Genomic DNA, 16403 nt, shown 5'->3' with positions numbered 1-16403 from the left:
ATGAAAATTTTGACAGCATTCGTATCCGGTTTTCCTTTGCTAGAAGGTCGAAGCCGTTCCCGAAAGGAGCGTTTCAATCGCTTCCATTCGCTTGTTGCTGTTTTCGCTATTTTCCTAAACCTTCTGGTTCCAGTGACCCATGCGACAGCATCTGCGGTGGCGGAAGATGGGTATCTGGAAATTTGTACCTCCAGTGGAGTTGAGCGAGTTAGCTTATCTGAGCTTGGGATCAGTTCCCCCGCTTCCAGCCACGATGAGCATTGCGACGCTTGCGCTGATTGTTCCGATTGCCGGTTATCACCAAGTCTGGCTTTGTTCCTGTTTCCAAAGGAAGTTCAAAACAAAATCCAGTTAAATGAACTTGTATCTGTTTTTGGACTGGATCAAACCTATCAGGTTACGGAACCGGGGCGCTGGCCAGAGAGCCGGGCACCACCTTTTAAAACTTCGTGATCAAGAAAAGGGCATAGACTCTCTTCTGAGGGTCGCTGCCAGTTTGATATTACCGATTTCCTTCGGTTGAAGTTCTTAAGGTGTCGTGATGAATAAAATATTTGCCTACGTGGTTGGTGCGCTCGTTGTTGTTGGGATCGTGATCGCGGTCTTTGTTATCTCCAATGAATTGTTTGGGGATAAAACTGGTGGGCGCTCTGGCATTATCGCAGGTGCGCCGCAAATTGGTGGTCCTTTCACCCTAACAAATCAGGATGGGCAGCAGGTAACCGACGAAGATTATAAAGGCAAATTGATGCTGGTCTTTTTCGGATATACATTTTGCCCGGATGTGTGCCCAACTGAATTAAACGTCATGGCCCAGGTTATGCAACAGTTGGGGGATCAGGGCAAGGATGTTGCTCCCGTCTTTATCACTGTGGATCCTGAGCGCGATACTGTAGAGGTCTTGAAAGACTATGTTTCTGCCTTTCATCCTTCGATTATTGGCCTTACAGGAACACAAGAGCAGATAGCGGCTGTTAAAAAGCATTACCGGGCCTATGGTCAGGCAGTGGACAAGGAAAAAGATCCTGATTTCTATCTGGTGGATCATACCTCCTTCACCTACCTGATGGGCCGGGATGGCAGTTTGCAAACCGTCTTCTCCTATGGAACTCAGCCTGAGGAAATCGTCAAAACCATTAAAGAAACTCTTTAGATTTTGAGGACCTCAAAAAATGAAACTGATTAAAACTCTTGGTATTGCCGTCATGGCAATGTTTTTAAGTCTGTCTGCAGCCAGTGCCATGGATGGTGTAGTGGTTGACGGTGTTTGGGCCCGTGCGAGTAAAGGTAAAGTCGCGGGTGCATTTATGATGATCCATAACCATGGAAAATTGGACGATCGCCTTGTTTCCGCAAGCTCACCGGTAGCCCCGCGGGTAGAGATCCATGCCACTGAAATGAAAGATGGCGTGATGAAGATGATCCATCAGGCAGCCGGAATAACAGTTAAGGCTGGTGAAACACTGGAATTAAAACCCGGTGGCTACCATGTGATGTTGATGGGACTAGGCGCCCCTCTGGAAGTTGGTAAGACATTCCCGATTACCCTTCAGTTTGAAAAAGCTGGAACCGTTGAAGTGACGGCAACTGTCAAAGCTGCAGGTGCTATGGGCGGCATGGGGCATGGCAACATGAAGCATGATGGCCATGGCATGAAGAAGAATACCAACTAATATGATCTTGAGAGGGAGGCCGGCTTATCGGCCTCCTTTTCTCCCTTAAAACTGCGCAGTTGCCTTGACGGCGAGTTGTCCTTCAGGGCCTGTGGCCCATACCTCGCAGCTATCGTCGTCTAGTTTTCGCCCGCAGATCCGAAACGGATCTGTGTCAAAGATCGGGCTGGAATTTCTAAACTCAAACGTTTTGAGGCTTTTACCGCCCATATTGTCAATCGCCAGTTTCATCAGCAGTGTTCCGATGAGAGGGCCATGAACAACCAACCCTGGATAGCCCTCAACCGATGTCACATAGTCACGATCATAATGAATGCGGTGGCCGTTGAAGGTGAGGGCTGAATAGCGAAATAACATGACAGGGTCTGGGACAATTGTCTGTTCCCAGTCCGCATCGATCGGGGCCATTTTAGGGGTTGGTGGTGTTTCTCCCGGCTGAGCTGCTTCGCGATAAACGATGTCATGCTCTTCTCGGATGTAGCAGTTTCCATCTTTATTCAGCTCATGCTCCACCGTTACGAAGACGAGATTGCCAGAGCGTCCTTCTTTTTCTTCAACAGACTTGACGGTTGATATTTTTTCAATCGTATCGCCTGCCTTTATAGGGCGTTGAAACTTGAGCCGGCCGCCAGCCCACATGCGGCGGGGGAGATCTACAGGGGGCAGAAAATCACCCTTCTTTCCGTGTCCATCATGGGCCAGATTGGACTGACGGTCCGTTGGCAGGAAAAACATCCAGTGCCCGCCCGCAGGCAGAAAAGAGGACGGTGCTGCATCCTCGTCCATTAGGGCCGCAAACCCGTCGAGCGCTTGTTGATGAATGAGTTCGGTTCGCTTTTCAACGTTCCCGATCCAGTCTGTTAATTTGTTTTTAGTATTTGCCATTTCATCCAGCCACTATATCTAGTGTGATATATAGATCATATAGCAGAGCGGAAAATCCGTAAATCCTTAACGCAACATTATCATTTTGTAGATATAAGGACTAGATATCAAAACGAAACCACAAAATTTGCGATAGTTTCCAAGCTGAAACCGAATGAAACCACAAAAGTTACCATATTTGGATATCTCTACGGCGACTTCTGTTGAAGATGCTGCCCGGTTGATCTTTATGGAAAATCTACTGCATTTGCAGAATAACTGTCGCTTGTTTCTCAAAGCCAAAGATGACAATGCATTGATGCAAATCCGCATTGCCACCCGAAGGATCCGTGTGGCGCTTCGAGTCTTCCGGAACTACATTCCGCAAGTAACAGCTCAGCTTCTAAAGGAAGAGTTCAAATATTTTGGACAGCGTTTGGGCCTAGCCAGGGATCTTGATGTTCTGTCAAACGGTCTCCTTGGGGATAGTTGCCCTGTCCCGGAGCTTGAGGATGACTATAAGGACTTGCGGAAAAGAATTGAAAAGCGCCGCGACAAAGAATTTCAGCGGATGCGCAAAAAACTGAAGTCCAAGCGGTTTAAATCTTTGATGAAGCACTATGAAAATTGGTGTGAGGACCCATTCGCTTCCCGTTTCGGGGCGGTTGCAATGCAAGACTTAAATGAGTTCATTCTTGAAACACTCGATGCGGGGCATCAGGAGTTACGTCTCAAAGGTGAAAAGCTTGAAGACTATACGGTTGAGGATCTGCATGAGCTGCGAAAATATGTAAAGCGCTGCCGCTATCATATTCGTTTCTTTGCCTCCCGATTGAAGCCTAAAGTGGTTCAGCAAAGCTATGATATCCTTGTTCCTATGCAAGATAGCCTTGGTCATATTAATGACGTCCATGTGGGCGCGCGGCTGTTAAACGAGATTTGCGCAGATGTTTCGACCAAGAAAATGCACCGCTATTTACATATGAATGCACTACTTCTGGAATATCTTGGTCGTCAGGCAGATACCGAAATGGCGATCTACGAAGGGCTTTGGGGGGATTTCAAAGCCTTTGAGATCAAGGCGAAGGATTTGGTTAGTCTTCCGGTTCCTTTTGAAAAGGCATTGTGATCAGCCAAAGGATATTCTGGCGCAGTTTCCCCTGATAGGCGGGTAGCCCGATCGTCATTTCTGACCAACTCTTCTCCGGCGCCGCCTTGTACGTTCCAAAAATACGATCCCAACAGGACAGGTTAAAGCCAAAATTCCGGTGATGTTCATTGGGTAAGACAGAATGATGGACACGGTGCATGTTAGGGGTGACGACAACCGCTCTTACAAATCGGTCAAGTCCGGTTTGCAGGTTGGCATTGGCATGATTAAACATAGCCATCGAACTTAAGATAATCTCAAACAGAATGACCGCCAAGGCTGAGGGGCCTAGCAGGAAAACGGTCAGCAGTTTTAATCCCATTGAAAGACAAATTTCGACGGGATGAAACCGCGCACCGGTTGTCACGTCATAATCGGGATCTGCATGATGCATTTTATGAAATCGCCAGAATATGGGGACATAGTGAAAAAGGACATGCTGCCCATATATCACCAGATCCTGGATCACGATTGCGATCAAAATTTCGAGGAAGCCCGGGAGAGATATCTGATTAAGCAAACCCCAGCCATTTTCAGCACAGATAACGGCAAACCCGGCTGCCAAGACCGGAAAGACAAACCTCAGCAGGAAAGAGTTCAAGAAGGTTATTCCTAAATTATTGAGCCACCGCCAGCCCTTGGCGACACGCAATTCCCGCGCTGGCAGTATAAATTCCCACAGCGCCACAAGGAGTAACGTCCCAATAAAAAAGCTCATTCGAACCGTTGGTTCATGCTGGATAATAAAATCGCCCATTGGACCTTTCTCAGTAACCCACTTCTATTCTATAGATATGTATGATCACTCGCGATCAAATCTTTGTCAGCAAAAAGGCCCAAGATGACCCTGCTTGAAAATGGAAATAAATCTGCATCCACTAAACTCATTCTGGCACATGGAGCTGGCGCTCCTATGGATAGTCCCTTTATGGCTTATTTTGCGGAGCAGCTGGCAAGTGATGATCTGCATGTCATTCGCTTTGAGTTTCCGTATATGGCAGCTCGGCGGGCGGATGGTAAAAAGCGGCCACCCGATCGTCAGCCCAAATTGCTGGAAAGCTGGTCTGAAATGATTGAGAGATTTGGTCCTGCTGATCACGTGATTATTGGTGGAAAATCAATGGGCGGGCGCATGGCCTCCCTGATTGCCGATGAGAAAAGGGTTAAGGGATTGGTTTGTCTGGGTTATCCGTTTCACGCGCCAGGTCGACAGGATAAACCCCGTATTGATCATCTTAAAGATATCCAGACACCAACCCTGATTGTCCAGGGAGAGCGGGATAGTATGGGGTCCAAAGACACTGTAGCTGGTTATGTGCTAGATGATCAGATCCACTATTTTTGGTGCCCCGATGGAGATCACAGCTTCAAGCCCCGTAAAAAATCTGGCTACACTGAAGAGCAGAACTGGGCGGCTGGCGTTGAAGCTGTAAAATCGTTTTTCGCAGATCTCTCCTAACTTGTAGGGGCGAGCAGTCGCGTTTTTCCGGTTCCGCTGTCACCGCTGTGGAGAACCTCGCGGCCCAGGACATTGAGAAGTGGTCGCGCAGACCTGAAGGCCTCACTCGTTCCGCCAGCTGCTATCTCTAGGCTATCAATGGCGGATGCAATATCTTCTCCCGTCATGGCAGCGTCAACCCAGAGAACACCTCGCTTGGCCGCTTCACTTGCAAGCTGTTTTGCCTCTGTCCCGGCATTTGGGCTCACGTCGATGACGGTCATTCCCTCAACTAAAAGTGAGAGGAGGGCGCCATCTCCTTCCAGGATTTCTCGGCGGTCTTCTGCATTTGTCAGGGCCAGCACTAGGGTGTCACCTTTAACTTTGCTGACGATTTCTTTTGCTGATGAGCAGAGGCTGATCCCATTCCTGGCAACTTCATACCGTGCGGAAGAGAGACCCTGAAAAGCAAAGACTTCCGCCCCGGCTTTTCGTGTCTTGATGGCTAGGTTTTTGCCAAGCGGCCCCAGCCCGATGAATCCAACGACTGATCCACGGAGTATATCCATAGTTCCTCCCCATTTAGTTTTTTATTATTTAGGATAATATTATAAACAAATGGTAGTTGCTACAGTAATTTGAACGCCGAGGTTTAGAGCCGGGTAAAGCGGATGGCTGCGCCCCGTTCAATTGCCGCGGCTGTTAGGCGGTCAACGTCCAGTCCATGGCGAAGGATTTCGAGCATGCGAAGTTCCTCCTGACTGAGTTGTCCGTCACAAACGGCGACATCACAGGCTAACGCATATGCTGTGTCATAAAGTTTACGCGGAAGAACGGCCCGGATCTTGGAAACCATGCTGGCAAGGTTGTCCTCACCGCGGAGCAATTCCATGCTGCTTTCCGCATCGTCAGGCAGATGTTCGCGATCGTATTCTTTGAAGATAGGAAGTGTTTTCACAATCTCACCGATTGTATTGAACTCACTGTCTGTCATATCCCCGTCTGAGGCCGAGACCATAACCATGGTTGAAATCAGCGCTGTATGCAGAGTAAGTGACATTGTTTCTTCATCTCCTAAAATCAATTGCTTCTACAAGGATATGGGGATCACCTTGCTTTATCCAACGAAATTTTTTGCAGCTCACTTTCTTTTTCTGCAATGAAGTTGCGTGTCAGTGCAATGGCATCTTTTAAACCAACCCGCTCGATGGGCACATCTGGTGGAAACGCACTGGTTAGGCGCGTTGGCATCATGCTGTCCAGCATGACGAAAACACCAAAATCACTTTCCCGACGCAACAGTCTTCCGTAGGCCTGCTTCAGTTTGAACCGGGTTAGCATGTCATCATAGCGATTGCCCCCAAAAGCGGCTTTTCGGGCCTTATGCTTTAGATCCGGCCGAGGCCAGGGAACCCGGTCAAAGACCAGCAGGCGAAGGGAGCGGCCGGGAACATCAACCCCGTCGCGCACCGCATCCGTTCCCAGAAGAACCGAGTTTTCTTCTTCACGGAAGATATCCACCAGGGTCGCTGTGTTCATAGCATCCTGATGCTGCGCATAAAGATCGATTCCATTCTCTGCGAGCGGCCCGAGGATGTTTTTATAAACCTCCCGAAGGCGCCAGATCGCTGTGAAGAGACCAAGTGCACCCCCTTTCGCAGCAAGGAACAATTCCCGATAGGCGCTGGCAACTTCCCGAATATGATCCCGGCGCACATCGGTCACAACGATGATCCGTGTCTGCTCTTTGAAATTAAAGGGCGAAGTCAGCCGGGTTCGTTTGGGTGGCAGGATCAGGTGGGAGGCACCTGTGCGTAAATCCGCACTTTGCCAGTCCAGATCCTCTTCTGACTGATCGCGTAAAGTGGCGGAGGTAATCACGACACCATGAGACGGTTTTAAAAGCGTTTCGGCAAATGGTTTGGTTGGGTCAATCCAGCTGCGATAATACCCAAGGTCGGCATCTCGCCCGCCAATCCGCTCAATCCCGAGCCAGTCAACAAAACTATCAGGTGCCGTCTCTTCCAAATCCTTGAGGATCGATTGCCAGGGGCGGATCACCATAGTTGTTCTGCGGCTTAAGCCCTGCACAGCAGCTTCAATGCGTTGGCGGCTTGCACTATCCAGGTCTTCCGCATCATCTTCCAGCCGTTTAACAAGTGCTTTTGCCAATTTCATCAAGGGATCTGCGAGATCCCCGAGGGCCTTTTCCAGTTCCGCTGCAGCAGACAAGGCCTCAGGCGTAAATTCCGTTGCCGGACATTCTATGGAGTAGGGGGTATCGGGCGTATGGGTTCTGGCCTTCACCAACTGGCGGATCTGCAGCAGAAACTTTTCCATTGGCCCCTTGGGCAAACCATCTTCCAATCGTTTCTGCCACCCCTCACTGGTCAGCGCTCTGGAGGCCTGAATGGCATCTTGCAAATGCTTGAGGTTCTCTTCATCCTCTCCGATCAAATCAGAGATCCGTTTTTCCAAACCCCGCATACGACCTTTTCGGGCTGTATCGCTGCCAGATATCCACCGGCGAAGTTCAGCGCCTTCCATCCCTGTCAGATGGGCTGCAAAGGCACTGTCCGCGGCATCAAACAAGTGATGTCCCTCATCAAAGACATGTCGCTTGGGAAGCTGTGGATCATCAGGACGGGAGGCCGCGTTGATCATCACAAGTGCATGGTTGGCAATGACGATTTCCGCTTTTTTTGCTTTGCGGGTAGATTTTTCGATGAAGCATTTTTTGTAGTGACTGCAGGCGGAATAGATACACTCACCTCGCCGGTCGGCAAGCCGGGTAATGCGGCTGCTTCCTGTCAGATCCATGAGCCAGCCGGGCAAGTCACCGCCAATATCCCCATCTCGGGTTGCTATCAGCCACCTTGCAATAATGCCAAGGATAATCTTATCTTGTGGGCGGGCAGCACCCCCTTGCAAGGCTTCCTCATAATTCAAAAGGCAGACATAGTTCTCACGCCCTTTACGGATGACGGTCTTGGCCTCTTTTTCTGCTTTATTCGGAAACAGGCTGTCTAGCTCCTCATCAATTTGCCGTTGCAGGTTTTTGGTGTAGGTGGAGATCCAAACTGCCGCGCCGTTCTTCTCTGCCCACAGACTGGCCGGCGCAATATAGCCAAGCGTCTTGCCCGTGCCGGTTCCCGCCTCTGCAAGAACCACATGAGGCTGATCTTCTCTGTCTCTGGGGACGAAGGCTCCGGCGACAGCGGCGGCAAAATCGGATTGTTGAGGCCGTTCTTCTGCATCAATATGTAAGAGCTCGCGAAGGCGATGCCGGGCTTCCATTTCACTGACAGAAATATCATCAGGCGGGGGATCAGGCGCAAAGTCTGGCCATTCCTTCAAGGATTTCCAGACATCCAGTCCGCCGTAGGGGCCGCCCCCATCGGCAATCCCCAGCGCGGCCAAAACACTTGGGCCCCAGTTCCATCCGGCGCGCGCCATGGTCATGGCAATCTGGCTTGCGCTTTTTCTTTCGGCTTCAGGAAGTTTTGCCAATTTGCTCAGTAGCAGGTTCATGGCTTCAAACAAGGTCATGGCCTGATCTTCCAGCGAGACAGGCAATTCCAGATCCAATGCGCGGGCAAGGCCTCGGGGTGTCGGTAGGCAAGGAACTGCCGGACAGACAAAAGCGTATAATTCCAGAATGTCAAAAGCGGTAAACGGGTTGAGGTCAAGTTTGCGGGCAACGGCAAGCCGGTGGATCAGAAGCGGAGGTTCATTGGGGATTCGAAGGCGCGTTGCCTCGATTGATTCTTCTTCAATCTCCCCATCGGTGCTGAGCCAGGTTGTTTTATTGCCAGCAATTACCAGAACAGGGGCTTCGGGCAGGCGAATTTCTCCGCCGTTGCTCGTATTTCCCATATCTTCGGTGTTTTCTGACATTTCCGGGCCCTAATTCCGCTTGTCATCGTTGACGTTGTCACTTTGTACGCCTAAATTCCGCCGACCACAATTAATGGAGAGTAAAAATGTCATCGGATGCAGAAATCGCATTATCAAGTAACTCCTGGGCGTTTGCCGAGGCGAAGAAGCTTGTTGATCGCTATGCGAAGGAAGCACCGAGTAAGGGATACGTCCTGTTTGAAACCGGCTACGGTCCATCAGGTCTGCCACATCTGGGCACCTTTGGTGAGGTTGCAAGGACCTCTTGGGTGCAGCATGCTTTTTCCCTGCTCTCAGATATTCCAACGAAACTAATTGCCTTCTCCGACGACATGGATGGGCTTCGTAAAGTACCGGATAACATTCCTAATCCGGAGCTTTTACAAGCTAATCTGGAAAAACCACTGACGTCAGTTCCAGATCCTTTCGGCACCCACAACAGCTTTGGGGAACATAATAATGCGCGCCTCATTGCGTTTCTTGATCAGTTCGGTTTTGACTACGAGTTTAAATCCTCAACGGAAGCTTATAAATCCGGTGAGTTTGATGAGACCCTAAAGCTGGTCCTCGAAAAATATGATCAGGTCATCAATGTGATCCTGCCAACGCTGGGCCCTGAACGTCAGGCAACCTATTCGCCGTTCCTGCCAGTCTGCCCGCGCACTGGCAAGGTCTTGCAGGTGCCGATCATTGCCCGCGATGTGGACGCAGCGACTGTGACGTATAACGATCCAGAAACAGGGGAGGAGATAACCGTTCCTGTAACAGGTGGGCATTGTAAATTGCAGTGGAAGGTTGACTGGGCCATGCGCTGGCACGCGCTGGAGGTTGACTATGAGATGGCTGGTAAAGACCTGATCGATAGCGTGACGCTTTCCAGCAAGATTGTTCGTATTCTCGGCAAGCAGCCACCTGAAGGCTTCAACTATGAACTGTTCCTGGATGCGGAAGGCAAAAAGATTTCCAAATCCAAAGGCAACGGTATCACGATTGAGGAATGGCTGACTTATGCCTCGCCGGAAAGTCTGGCGCTTTATATGTACCAGAACCCGAAGAAAGCGAAGCGGCTGCATTTCGATGTGATCCCGAAAGCGGTGGATGAGTACTATACTTTCCTGCAGAAGTTCCCAACGCTGGAGCCAAAGCAGCAGTTCGGAAATCCGGTCTGGCATTTGCATAATGGCAACCCACCTGTGGCCAACATGCCGATTTCCTTTGGTATGCTGTTGAACCTGGCTGCTGTCGTAAACGCGGACGAAAAATCCGTTCTATGGGGTTTCATTACCCGCTATGCGGATGGGGCCACACCTGAAAATAATCCTGAGCTTGATCAGCTGGTTGGTTATGCCATTGCTTATTATCGGGATTTCGTGAAGCCAGCGAAGAAATACCGCCTACCGAACGAGCAGGAAACCGCTGCTATGAAGCAATTGGTGGAGCTTTTGAAAACTGCGGATCAGCACACACCTGCCGGAGACATTCAAAATATGGTCTTCAAGGTCGGCAACGATCAAGGGTTTGAAAACCTACGGGACTGGTTCAAGGCACTGTATGAAACCTTGCTCGGTCAATCGCAAGGGCCGCGCATGGGCTCCTTCATCTCCCTCTACGGTGTTGAAGAAACCATTGCCCTGATCGAGCGGGTCCTCGCCGGAGAAGACCTCGGCGCAGAATAACTGACGTCTGATTTCAATAAAAAAGGCCGCAAAATCTGCGGCCTTTTTTGTTTTCGGATAAAGCGCTTGCCGGATTAGAAAATCTGGCTGGCTTTTGAAAATTCCATATACATGTCGCGCAGTTTCCGGGCAACGGGACCTGGCTGGAATTCTTTCTCGCCAATACGGGTTACTGGCATGACCTTGCCATAGTTACCACTGTTGAAAACTTCGTCGGCGTTCATGATATCATCTTGCGACAAGAAGGTTTCAGACACCTCAATCCCCGCTTCATTACACAGCTTGATGATCCGCGAACGGGTGATTCCGGCCAGGAAACAGCCAGTTGGGGCAGGTGTAAAGGCAACGCCGTCTTTCACCATCCAGATGTTGGAGGTCGCAAACTCTGCCACGTTATTATTCGCATCCATCATGATGGCGTTATCAAAGCCAGCTTTTCGCGCAGCCGCAATTGCCCTGCCGGAGTTCGGATAGAGGCAAGATGCTTTTGCATTGGTTGGCGCCATATTGTTGGCAGGTCGGCGAAGCGCTGAGAAATGCGCAGTGAAGCCGGCTTTGGCATCTGGCATTGGGCTGTCATAAACCGCCAGCACAAATTCAGCAGTTTCCGGATCCGGATCAATGAAGCCACCACGGGCGAAATACATAGGCCGGATATAAAGCTCAGATTCTTTGGGCAGCTTTTTAATGGCCGTTTCACAAAGCTCAATAATTTCGCCAGTTTCCATGGTCGGCTTCATGCCCAGTGCCTCAGCAGAACGTCCTAAGCGTTCGCAATGAAGGTCCAGGTCAGGGGCCATTCCCTGAAATGAACGGGCGCCGTCAAAAACAGAAGATGACATCCAGAAAGCATGGTCGCCAGGCCCGGTAATACGGGGGCTTTCATCATACCAGTCACCGTTATAAAAATAGACACCAGCCATAACAAAAATCCTAAAATGTGGGTGAAATAAAATTTCGGAGCATTAGACTTATCAGAAGATCATGGGCTTTCGCAAGTCACCTTCACTCGATCAGGAGACGGCTTCACTGATCCCTGTTCTTTTGCCTGCAGATCGGCTAAGTTCCGCCCAGCTTTTAAAATCCGGGTAGAGGGCATTATGACCACAATCTTTCACATGGCGGATCAGGACACTTGGCAGGAAGCTGTAAAATCAGGCTCATATGCTGGGACTGCCAATGACAAGGCCGATGGCTTTATTCATTTTTCAACTGCTGAAACCGTTATCGAAAGTGCTGCCAAGCATCGCGCGGGTGTTGAGGGGCTACTTCTGATAGCAGTGGATGCAGATGCGCTCGGATCTGACCTCAAATGGGAGGAAGCCCGCGGTGGAGTTCTATTCCCACATCTTTACGCCGACCTCAAAACGGAACTGGTGTCGTCAGTGACGCCGTTGCCCCTCGGGCCGGATGGGCTGCATATCTTCCCTCAATTGGAGGGACTTTAATGGGCGGTCTCTATTCGGCATTTTCAAGTTTACTGTTCACCCTGGATCCCGAGAAAGCCCATAATCTCTCACTGGCGGCATTGAAGTCTGGCTTCATGCCAACAAAGCCAGCGGCGATTGACCCTGTTCTGAAAACAAATCTGTTTGGACTTGAATTTGCTAATCCCATTGGCCTCTCCGCAGGTTATGACAAGAACGGGGATGTGCTGGATGCGCTTCTAGGTCTCGGTTTTGGATTTGTGGAGGCGGGGAGCGTGACGCCGCGTCCCCAGCCAGGAAATCCAAAGCCTCGAATTTTTCGCCTGACAGAAGATAAGGGTGTGATTAATCGTCTGGGCTTTAACAATCAGGGGCTGGATGTTGCTGTCCAAAATTTCAGTGCGCCAAGACGCGCTGGAATTATCGGGGCCAATCTTGGGGCTAATAAGGATAGCGAAGATCGGATCGCTGATTATGTCACGGGCTTAAAGGCGCTGGCGCCGCTTGCAGATTATGTGACCGTCAATATTTCCTCTCCGAATACGCCAGGCCTTCGGGCTTTGCAGGGCCGGGGCGAGCTGGAGGAATTATTAGGCCGGGTGATGGAGGCCCGGGCTTCGCTGGAGCATGCAGCAGATCAAAAAAAGCCGATCCTGCTAAAAATAGCACCAGATCTAACCGATGAGGATAAAGAGGATATTGCCGCTGTTGCCAAAGCGGTTCGTCTGGATGGCTTGATTGCCACCAACACCACTATCACTCGTCCCGATACCCTGAAAAGTGATCAGAAGACTGAGGTTGGCGGTTTAAGCGGCCGACCCATAAAGGCGCTATCCCTCGGCGTTGTCAAAGACATGTACCGTCTGACGGATGGTGAAATTCCCATTGTCGGTGTGGGCGGGATCGAAACGGCTGAAGATGCTTATGTGCGCATTCGGGCTGGTGCATCTCTTATTCAGTTTTACTCCGCCATGGTTTATCGCGGTCCCTATCTTGCCAATGAAATCGCTAAGGGTCTCGCCAAATTGTTGAAAGCCGATGGGTTCCAGTCGGTCTCACAGGCAGTTGGAAAAGACAGCTAAGCGCCGCTTCTAGAAACTTGGTGGGGTGCAGGCGCTGACAACAACAGTTTCCTCATCACCGATGCAGCGGAACCGGTGGGGTTGGTGGCTTTCGAAATAAAACGCATCGCCTGCTTTGAGGACTTTCCTCTCGGCTCCGACCGTCACCTCAAGCTTGCCTTTGACCACAACGCCAGCCTCTTCTCCCTGATGGGTGAGCATGTTGCGACCTGTATCCGCGCCGGGTTTATAGGTTTCGTGCAGCACCTGCAGGGATTTGCCGGTCAGATCCCGCCCAACCTGCAAATATTCGATCTTGCCTTCTGAAATATGGGCCAATTCTTCCCGTTCGAAAAAGATCTTCCGGCGGGATGAGAAATCATGGGCAAAAAACTCAGACAGGGCGATGGGAAACCCATCCAAAACTTTCTTTAAAGAGCCAACAGAGGGGCTGGTCCGGTTTTGCTCAATCATGGAAATTGTTCCGTTGGTCACACCGGCCCGGCTGGCCAGTTCCCTTTGGGAAAACCCGTGTTCTTCGCGCAAGGCCCGCAGGCGGGCACCAATATCAATATCCATGACATACTCGTTGATTCTGAAAGCGATGTTTAAAATTCTAAACACTAAAATCAAAATGAAAAGCGGAAATAGGCGGAAAAAGCCACCTTCATTTTTTACTTGTCGAGTATCCTGATCTTGATACCGTCCTCTCAAAGTATCTAATGGGGATCAAATATGTCGACAAACATTGCAAATAATCTGGATGCATTCTGGATGCCGTTTTCCGCAAACCGGCAGTTCAAGGCCAATCCGCGTATGCTGGTGAGTGCAAAGGACATGCATTACACCAACTCTGAGGGTCAGAAAATCCTCGACGGGACAGCAGGTCTTTGGTGCTGTAACGCTGGCCATGGCCGGGACAAGATCGTAAACGCGGTTAGCTCCCAAATCGGGGAGATGGACTATGCGCCAGCCTTCCAGATGGGTCATCCAAAAGTCTTTGAACTGGCCGCTCGTATTTCTGCCATGATGCCAAATGGTCTGGATCATGTGTTCTTTACCAACTCTGGTTCAGAGTCTGTCGATACAGCGCTTAAAATTGCGCTTGCTTATCACCGGGCAAAAGGTGATGGCGCCCGGACCCGTCTTATCGGTCGCGAGCGTGGGTATCACGGTGTTGGTTTTGGTGGGATTTCTGTCGGAGGTATCGTCGCTAACCGCAAAACCTTTGGTACCTTGCTGACCGGCGTAGACCATATGCCACACACACATTTGCCAGAGAAAAATGCCTTTAGCCGCGGGATCCCGGAACATGGTGCTGAACTGGCTGATGAGCTCGAACGCATTGTTACCTTGCATGACGCCTCTACCATCGCGGCAGTCATTGTAGAGCCAGTTGCTGGATCAACAGGTGTGATCTTGCCACCAAAAGGATATCTGAAGCGCCTTCGGGAAATCTGTGACAAGCACGGTATTCTGCTGATTTTTGATGAAGTGATTACTGGTTTCGGCCGTTTGGGATCTGCCTTCGCAACAGATTATTTTGACGTGAAACCAGATATGATCACCATGGCCAAAGGCCTGACAAGTGGCACTATCCCAATGGGCGGCGTTGTATGTTCAAAGGACATCTATGATGCCTTCATGACCGGCCCTGAGAACATGATCGAACTGTTCCACGGCTTTACCTATTCTGGTCATCCCGTCGCTGCTGCGGCTGGTTTGGCAACTCTGGATATTTATCAGGAAGAGGGCTTGTTTGAACGGGCAAATGATCTGGCTCCTTATTGGGAAGATGCCGTTCATTCCTTGAAGGATTGTCCAAATGTGATTGATATCCGGAACCTTGGCCTGATCGGTGCGATTGAACTTCAACCGATCGAAGGAAAGCCAACCGCCCGGGCGTTTGAAGCGTTCCTGAAAGCCTATGAAAAAGGGCTGATGATCCGGACGACCGGTGACATCATTGCCCTCTCCCCCCCATTGATCTGTGAGAAAGAACATATCGACCAGATCTTTGACACCCTTCGGACTGTATTGAAAGAGGTGGCCTAACGGCCCCTCTAGAATTGGGAGACATTGACATGTTAATTGGTGTACCTGCCGAAATTAAGACGCTGGAATCCCGTATCGGGATGACACCAGCAGCTGTTCGTGAAGCGGTGGCTCACGGACATAAAGTGGTTGTTCAACGAGATGGCGGTTTGAAGATCGGCCTGACTAATGAGGAATATGAAGCCGCAGGCGCAAAAATTGCGGATACGGCTGAAGAAATCTTTGCAACCGCTGACATGATCGTCAAGGTGAAGGAGCCTCAACCGCAGGAATGTAAAATGCTGCGGGAAGGCCAACTTCTATTTACCTATCTGCATCTGGCTCCAGATCCAGTGCAGGCAAAAGGTCTGATGGATGCCGGTTGCACGGCTATTGCCTATGAAACAGTAACAAGTCCGCGTGGTGGTCTGCCGCTTCTTGCGCCGATGAGTGAAGTTGCTGGTCGGATGTCTATTCAGGCTGGCGCGCACTGTTTGGAAATGCGCCAGGGCGGCGAAGGGGTTCTGCTAGGCGGTGTTCCTGGCGTTCCTGCTGCAGATGTTGTTGTCTTGGGCGGCGGCGTGGTTGGTATCAATGCCGCGCGCATGGCGCTTGGTCTTGGGGCATCTGTTACCGTTCTGGATACCTCCATCCCACGGCTGGCAGAGCTTGACGCGATGTTTGGACCGCAGCTGAAAACCATCTATTCCAGCCGCGATACGGTCGAGGAATATGTGACCAAAGCCGACCTTGTGATCGGTGCCGTTTTGATTCCGGGTGCGGCCGCGCCAAAACTGGTGCGTAAATCACACCTCGCGAAAATGAAAAATGGTTCTGTCGTCGTGGATGTTGCCATTGATCAGGGCGGCTGCTTTGAAACTTCTCATGCGACCACGCATATCGACCCAACTTTTGTGGTTGATGGTGTTGTTCATTACTGTGTGGCCAACATGCCAGGCGGCGTTGCCAGAACGTCAACCTTTGCGCTGAACAATGCCACCATGCCGTTTATGCTGGCACTGGCTGACAAAGGCTACAAGCAGGCATTGGCTGATGATCCATATCTGCGTGAAGGTCTGAACGTTCACAAAGGTAAGTTGACCAATGAGGCAGTGGCCCGCGACCTTGGGGAAGAGTTTATTTCGACCACTGACGCCTTAGCCGCTTAAAGGCAATAGGTTTC

The 16403-nt window shown here is 50.5% G+C and carries 17 protein-coding genes; 10 read left to right on the top strand and 7 right to left on the bottom strand.

Annotated elements, in window-relative coordinates; all coding sequences use genetic code 11:
* From HH301_RS00465 to HH301_RS00455, 3 genes are all read left to right on the top strand, one after another.
* Entirely contained in the window at window positions 1-453 is a 453-nt protein-coding gene (locus tag HH301_RS00465; RefSeq protein WP_169566072.1) for a DUF2946 family protein, read from the top strand.
* An 88-nt stretch (window positions 454-541) separates the two neighbouring features.
* Window positions 542-1153: an SCO family protein gene (locus HH301_RS00460; RefSeq protein WP_169566071.1), complete on the top strand. Its 612-nt coding sequence runs from the start codon at window positions 542-544 to the stop codon at window positions 1151-1153.
* 19 nt (window positions 1154-1172) lie between these two features.
* Complete coding sequence (locus HH301_RS00455; RefSeq protein WP_169566070.1) at window positions 1173-1673, top strand: copper chaperone PCu(A)C; 501 nt, start codon at window positions 1173-1175, stop codon at window positions 1671-1673.
* A 45-nt stretch (window positions 1674-1718) separates the two neighbouring features.
* Here HH301_RS00455 and HH301_RS00450 read toward each other — a convergent pair whose 3' ends face one another.
* Window positions 1719-2558, bottom strand: a complete 840-nt coding sequence (locus HH301_RS00450; RefSeq protein ID WP_169566069.1) for an HTD2 family dehydratase — start codon at window positions 2556-2558, stop codon at window positions 1719-1721.
* A 154-nt stretch (window positions 2559-2712) separates the two neighbouring features.
* Here HH301_RS00450 and HH301_RS00445 point away from each other — a divergent pair, with 154 nt between their 5' ends.
* Window positions 2713-3666, top strand: a complete 954-nt coding sequence (locus HH301_RS00445; RefSeq protein WP_169566068.1) for a CHAD domain-containing protein — start codon at window positions 2713-2715, stop codon at window positions 3664-3666.
* Here the strand turns inward: HH301_RS00445 and HH301_RS00440 are convergent.
* Window positions 3632-4444: a sterol desaturase family protein gene (locus HH301_RS00440; RefSeq protein ID WP_206378104.1), complete on the bottom strand. Its 813-nt coding sequence runs from the start codon at window positions 4442-4444 to the stop codon at window positions 3632-3634. The genes HH301_RS00445 and HH301_RS00440 overlap by 35 nt on opposite strands.
* A gap of 84 nt (window positions 4445-4528) precedes the next feature.
* Here HH301_RS00440 and HH301_RS00435 point away from each other — a divergent pair, with 84 nt between their 5' ends.
* Complete coding sequence (locus HH301_RS00435; RefSeq protein WP_169566067.1) at window positions 4529-5146, top strand: alpha/beta family hydrolase; 618 nt, start codon at window positions 4529-4531, stop codon at window positions 5144-5146.
* Here HH301_RS00435 and HH301_RS00430 read toward each other — a convergent pair.
* The 3 genes from HH301_RS00430 to HH301_RS00420 all read right to left on the bottom strand — a co-directional run bounded on the left by HH301_RS00430 (window position 5143) and on the right by HH301_RS00420 (window position 9022).
* A complete protein-coding gene (locus tag HH301_RS00430; protein WP_169566066.1) occupies window positions 5143-5694 on the bottom strand; it encodes an NAD(P)-binding domain-containing protein in 552 nt (183 codons plus the stop codon). The genes HH301_RS00435 and HH301_RS00430 overlap by 4 nt on opposite strands.
* A gap of 83 nt (window positions 5695-5777) precedes the next feature.
* Window positions 5778-6185 (bottom strand): tellurite resistance TerB family protein, encoded by a 408-nt coding sequence (locus HH301_RS00425; RefSeq protein ID WP_169566065.1) that lies wholly within the window; start codon window positions 6183-6185, stop codon window positions 5778-5780.
* A 47-nt stretch (window positions 6186-6232) separates the two neighbouring features.
* Window positions 6233-9022, bottom strand: coding sequence for an ATP-dependent DNA helicase (locus HH301_RS00420; RefSeq protein WP_206378103.1), 2790 nt, complete (start codon window positions 9020-9022; stop codon window positions 6233-6235).
* A gap of 86 nt (window positions 9023-9108) precedes the next feature.
* Here HH301_RS00420 and HH301_RS00415 point away from each other — a divergent pair, with 86 nt between their 5' ends.
* The gene (locus HH301_RS00415) at window positions 9109-10698 is read left to right on the top strand and encodes a lysine--tRNA ligase (protein WP_169566064.1); all 1590 of its coding nucleotides are present in this window, start codon (window positions 9109-9111) and stop codon (window positions 10696-10698) included.
* A 74-nt stretch (window positions 10699-10772) separates the two neighbouring features.
* Here HH301_RS00415 and HH301_RS00410 read toward each other — a convergent pair whose 3' ends face one another.
* Entirely contained in the window at window positions 10773-11621 is an 849-nt protein-coding gene (locus HH301_RS00410; RefSeq protein WP_169566063.1) for a branched-chain amino acid aminotransferase, read from the bottom strand.
* A 177-nt stretch (window positions 11622-11798) separates the two neighbouring features.
* Here HH301_RS00410 and HH301_RS00405 point away from each other — a divergent pair, with 177 nt between their 5' ends.
* On the top strand, window positions 11799-12146 hold the full coding sequence (locus HH301_RS00405; protein ID WP_169566062.1) for a DUF952 domain-containing protein: 348 nt from the start codon (window positions 11799-11801) through the stop codon (window positions 12144-12146).
* Window positions 12146-13207: a quinone-dependent dihydroorotate dehydrogenase gene (locus HH301_RS00400; RefSeq protein WP_169566061.1), complete on the top strand. Its 1062-nt coding sequence runs from the start codon at window positions 12146-12148 to the stop codon at window positions 13205-13207. The genes HH301_RS00405 and HH301_RS00400 overlap by 1 nt, the downstream gene beginning before the upstream one ends.
* Before the next feature lie 9 nt (window positions 13208-13216).
* Here HH301_RS00400 and HH301_RS00395 read toward each other — a convergent pair whose 3' ends face one another.
* On the bottom strand, window positions 13217-13765 hold the full coding sequence (locus HH301_RS00395) for a cupin domain-containing protein (RefSeq protein WP_169566060.1): 549 nt from the start codon (window positions 13763-13765) through the stop codon (window positions 13217-13219).
* Between the two features lie 156 nt (window positions 13766-13921).
* On the opposite strand from HH301_RS00395, the gene aptA reads away from it, so the two are divergent.
* Window positions 13922-15241: an omega-aminotransferase AptA gene (gene aptA / locus HH301_RS00390; protein WP_169566059.1), complete on the top strand. Its 1320-nt coding sequence runs from the start codon at window positions 13922-13924 to the stop codon at window positions 15239-15241.
* Between the two features lie 29 nt (window positions 15242-15270).
* Entirely contained in the window at window positions 15271-16389 is a 1119-nt protein-coding gene (gene ald / locus HH301_RS00385; RefSeq protein ID WP_169566058.1) for an alanine dehydrogenase, read from the top strand.
* Window positions 16390-16403 lie beyond the last annotated feature (14 nt).

It is taken from the genome of Sneathiella limimaris (genome assembly GCF_012932565.1).
GTDB classification, from domain to species: Bacteria; Pseudomonadota; Alphaproteobacteria; order Sneathiellales; family Sneathiellaceae; genus Sneathiella; species Sneathiella limimaris.
Note: the sequence above shows the minus strand (reverse complement) of the source record. Positions and strands in the feature narration are given on the sequence as shown.

Excerpts from the sequence above, each read along its gene's own strand:
- HH301_RS00445 (WP_169566068.1), top strand. The coding sequence starts at position 2,713 with ATGAAACCACAAAAGTTACCATATTTGGATATCTCTACGGCGACTTCT.
- HH301_RS00450 (WP_169566069.1), bottom strand. The coding sequence starts at position 2,558 with ATGGCAAATACTAAAAACAAATTAACAGACTGGATCGGGAACGTTGAA.
- HH301_RS00400 (WP_169566061.1), top strand. The coding sequence starts at position 12,146 with ATGGGCGGTCTCTATTCGGCATTTTCAAGTTTACTGTTCACCCTGGAT.
- HH301_RS00460 (WP_169566071.1), top strand. The coding sequence starts at position 542 with ATGAATAAAATATTTGCCTACGTGGTTGGTGCGCTCGTTGTTGTTGGG.
- ald (WP_169566058.1), top strand. The coding sequence starts at position 15,271 with ATGTTAATTGGTGTACCTGCCGAAATTAAGACGCTGGAATCCCGTATC.
- HH301_RS00410 (WP_169566063.1), bottom strand. The coding sequence starts at position 11,621 with ATGGCTGGTGTCTATTTTTATAACGGTGACTGGTATGATGAAAGCCCC.
- HH301_RS00440 (WP_206378104.1), bottom strand. The coding sequence starts at position 4,444 with ATGGGCGATTTTATTATCCAGCATGAACCAACGGTTCGAATGAGCTTT.
- HH301_RS00425 (WP_169566065.1), bottom strand. The coding sequence starts at position 6,185 with ATGTCACTTACTCTGCATACAGCGCTGATTTCAACCATGGTTATGGTC.
- HH301_RS00415 (WP_169566064.1), top strand. The coding sequence starts at position 9,109 with ATGTCATCGGATGCAGAAATCGCATTATCAAGTAACTCCTGGGCGTTT.
- HH301_RS00455 (WP_169566070.1), top strand. The coding sequence starts at position 1,173 with ATGAAACTGATTAAAACTCTTGGTATTGCCGTCATGGCAATGTTTTTA.
- HH301_RS00435 (WP_169566067.1), top strand. The coding sequence starts at position 4,529 with ATGACCCTGCTTGAAAATGGAAATAAATCTGCATCCACTAAACTCATT.
- HH301_RS00430 (WP_169566066.1), bottom strand. The coding sequence starts at position 5,694 with ATGGATATACTCCGTGGATCAGTCGTTGGATTCATCGGGCTGGGGCCG.
- aptA (WP_169566059.1), top strand. The coding sequence starts at position 13,922 with ATGTCGACAAACATTGCAAATAATCTGGATGCATTCTGGATGCCGTTT.
- HH301_RS00405 (WP_169566062.1), top strand. The coding sequence starts at position 11,799 with ATGACCACAATCTTTCACATGGCGGATCAGGACACTTGGCAGGAAGCT.
- HH301_RS00395 (WP_169566060.1), bottom strand. The coding sequence starts at position 13,765 with ATGGATATTGATATTGGTGCCCGCCTGCGGGCCTTGCGCGAAGAACAC.
- HH301_RS00420 (WP_206378103.1), bottom strand. The coding sequence starts at position 9,022 with ATGTCAGAAAACACCGAAGATATGGGAAATACGAGCAACGGCGGAGAA.
- HH301_RS00465 (WP_169566072.1), top strand. The coding sequence starts at position 1 with ATGAAAATTTTGACAGCATTCGTATCCGGTTTTCCTTTGCTAGAAGGT.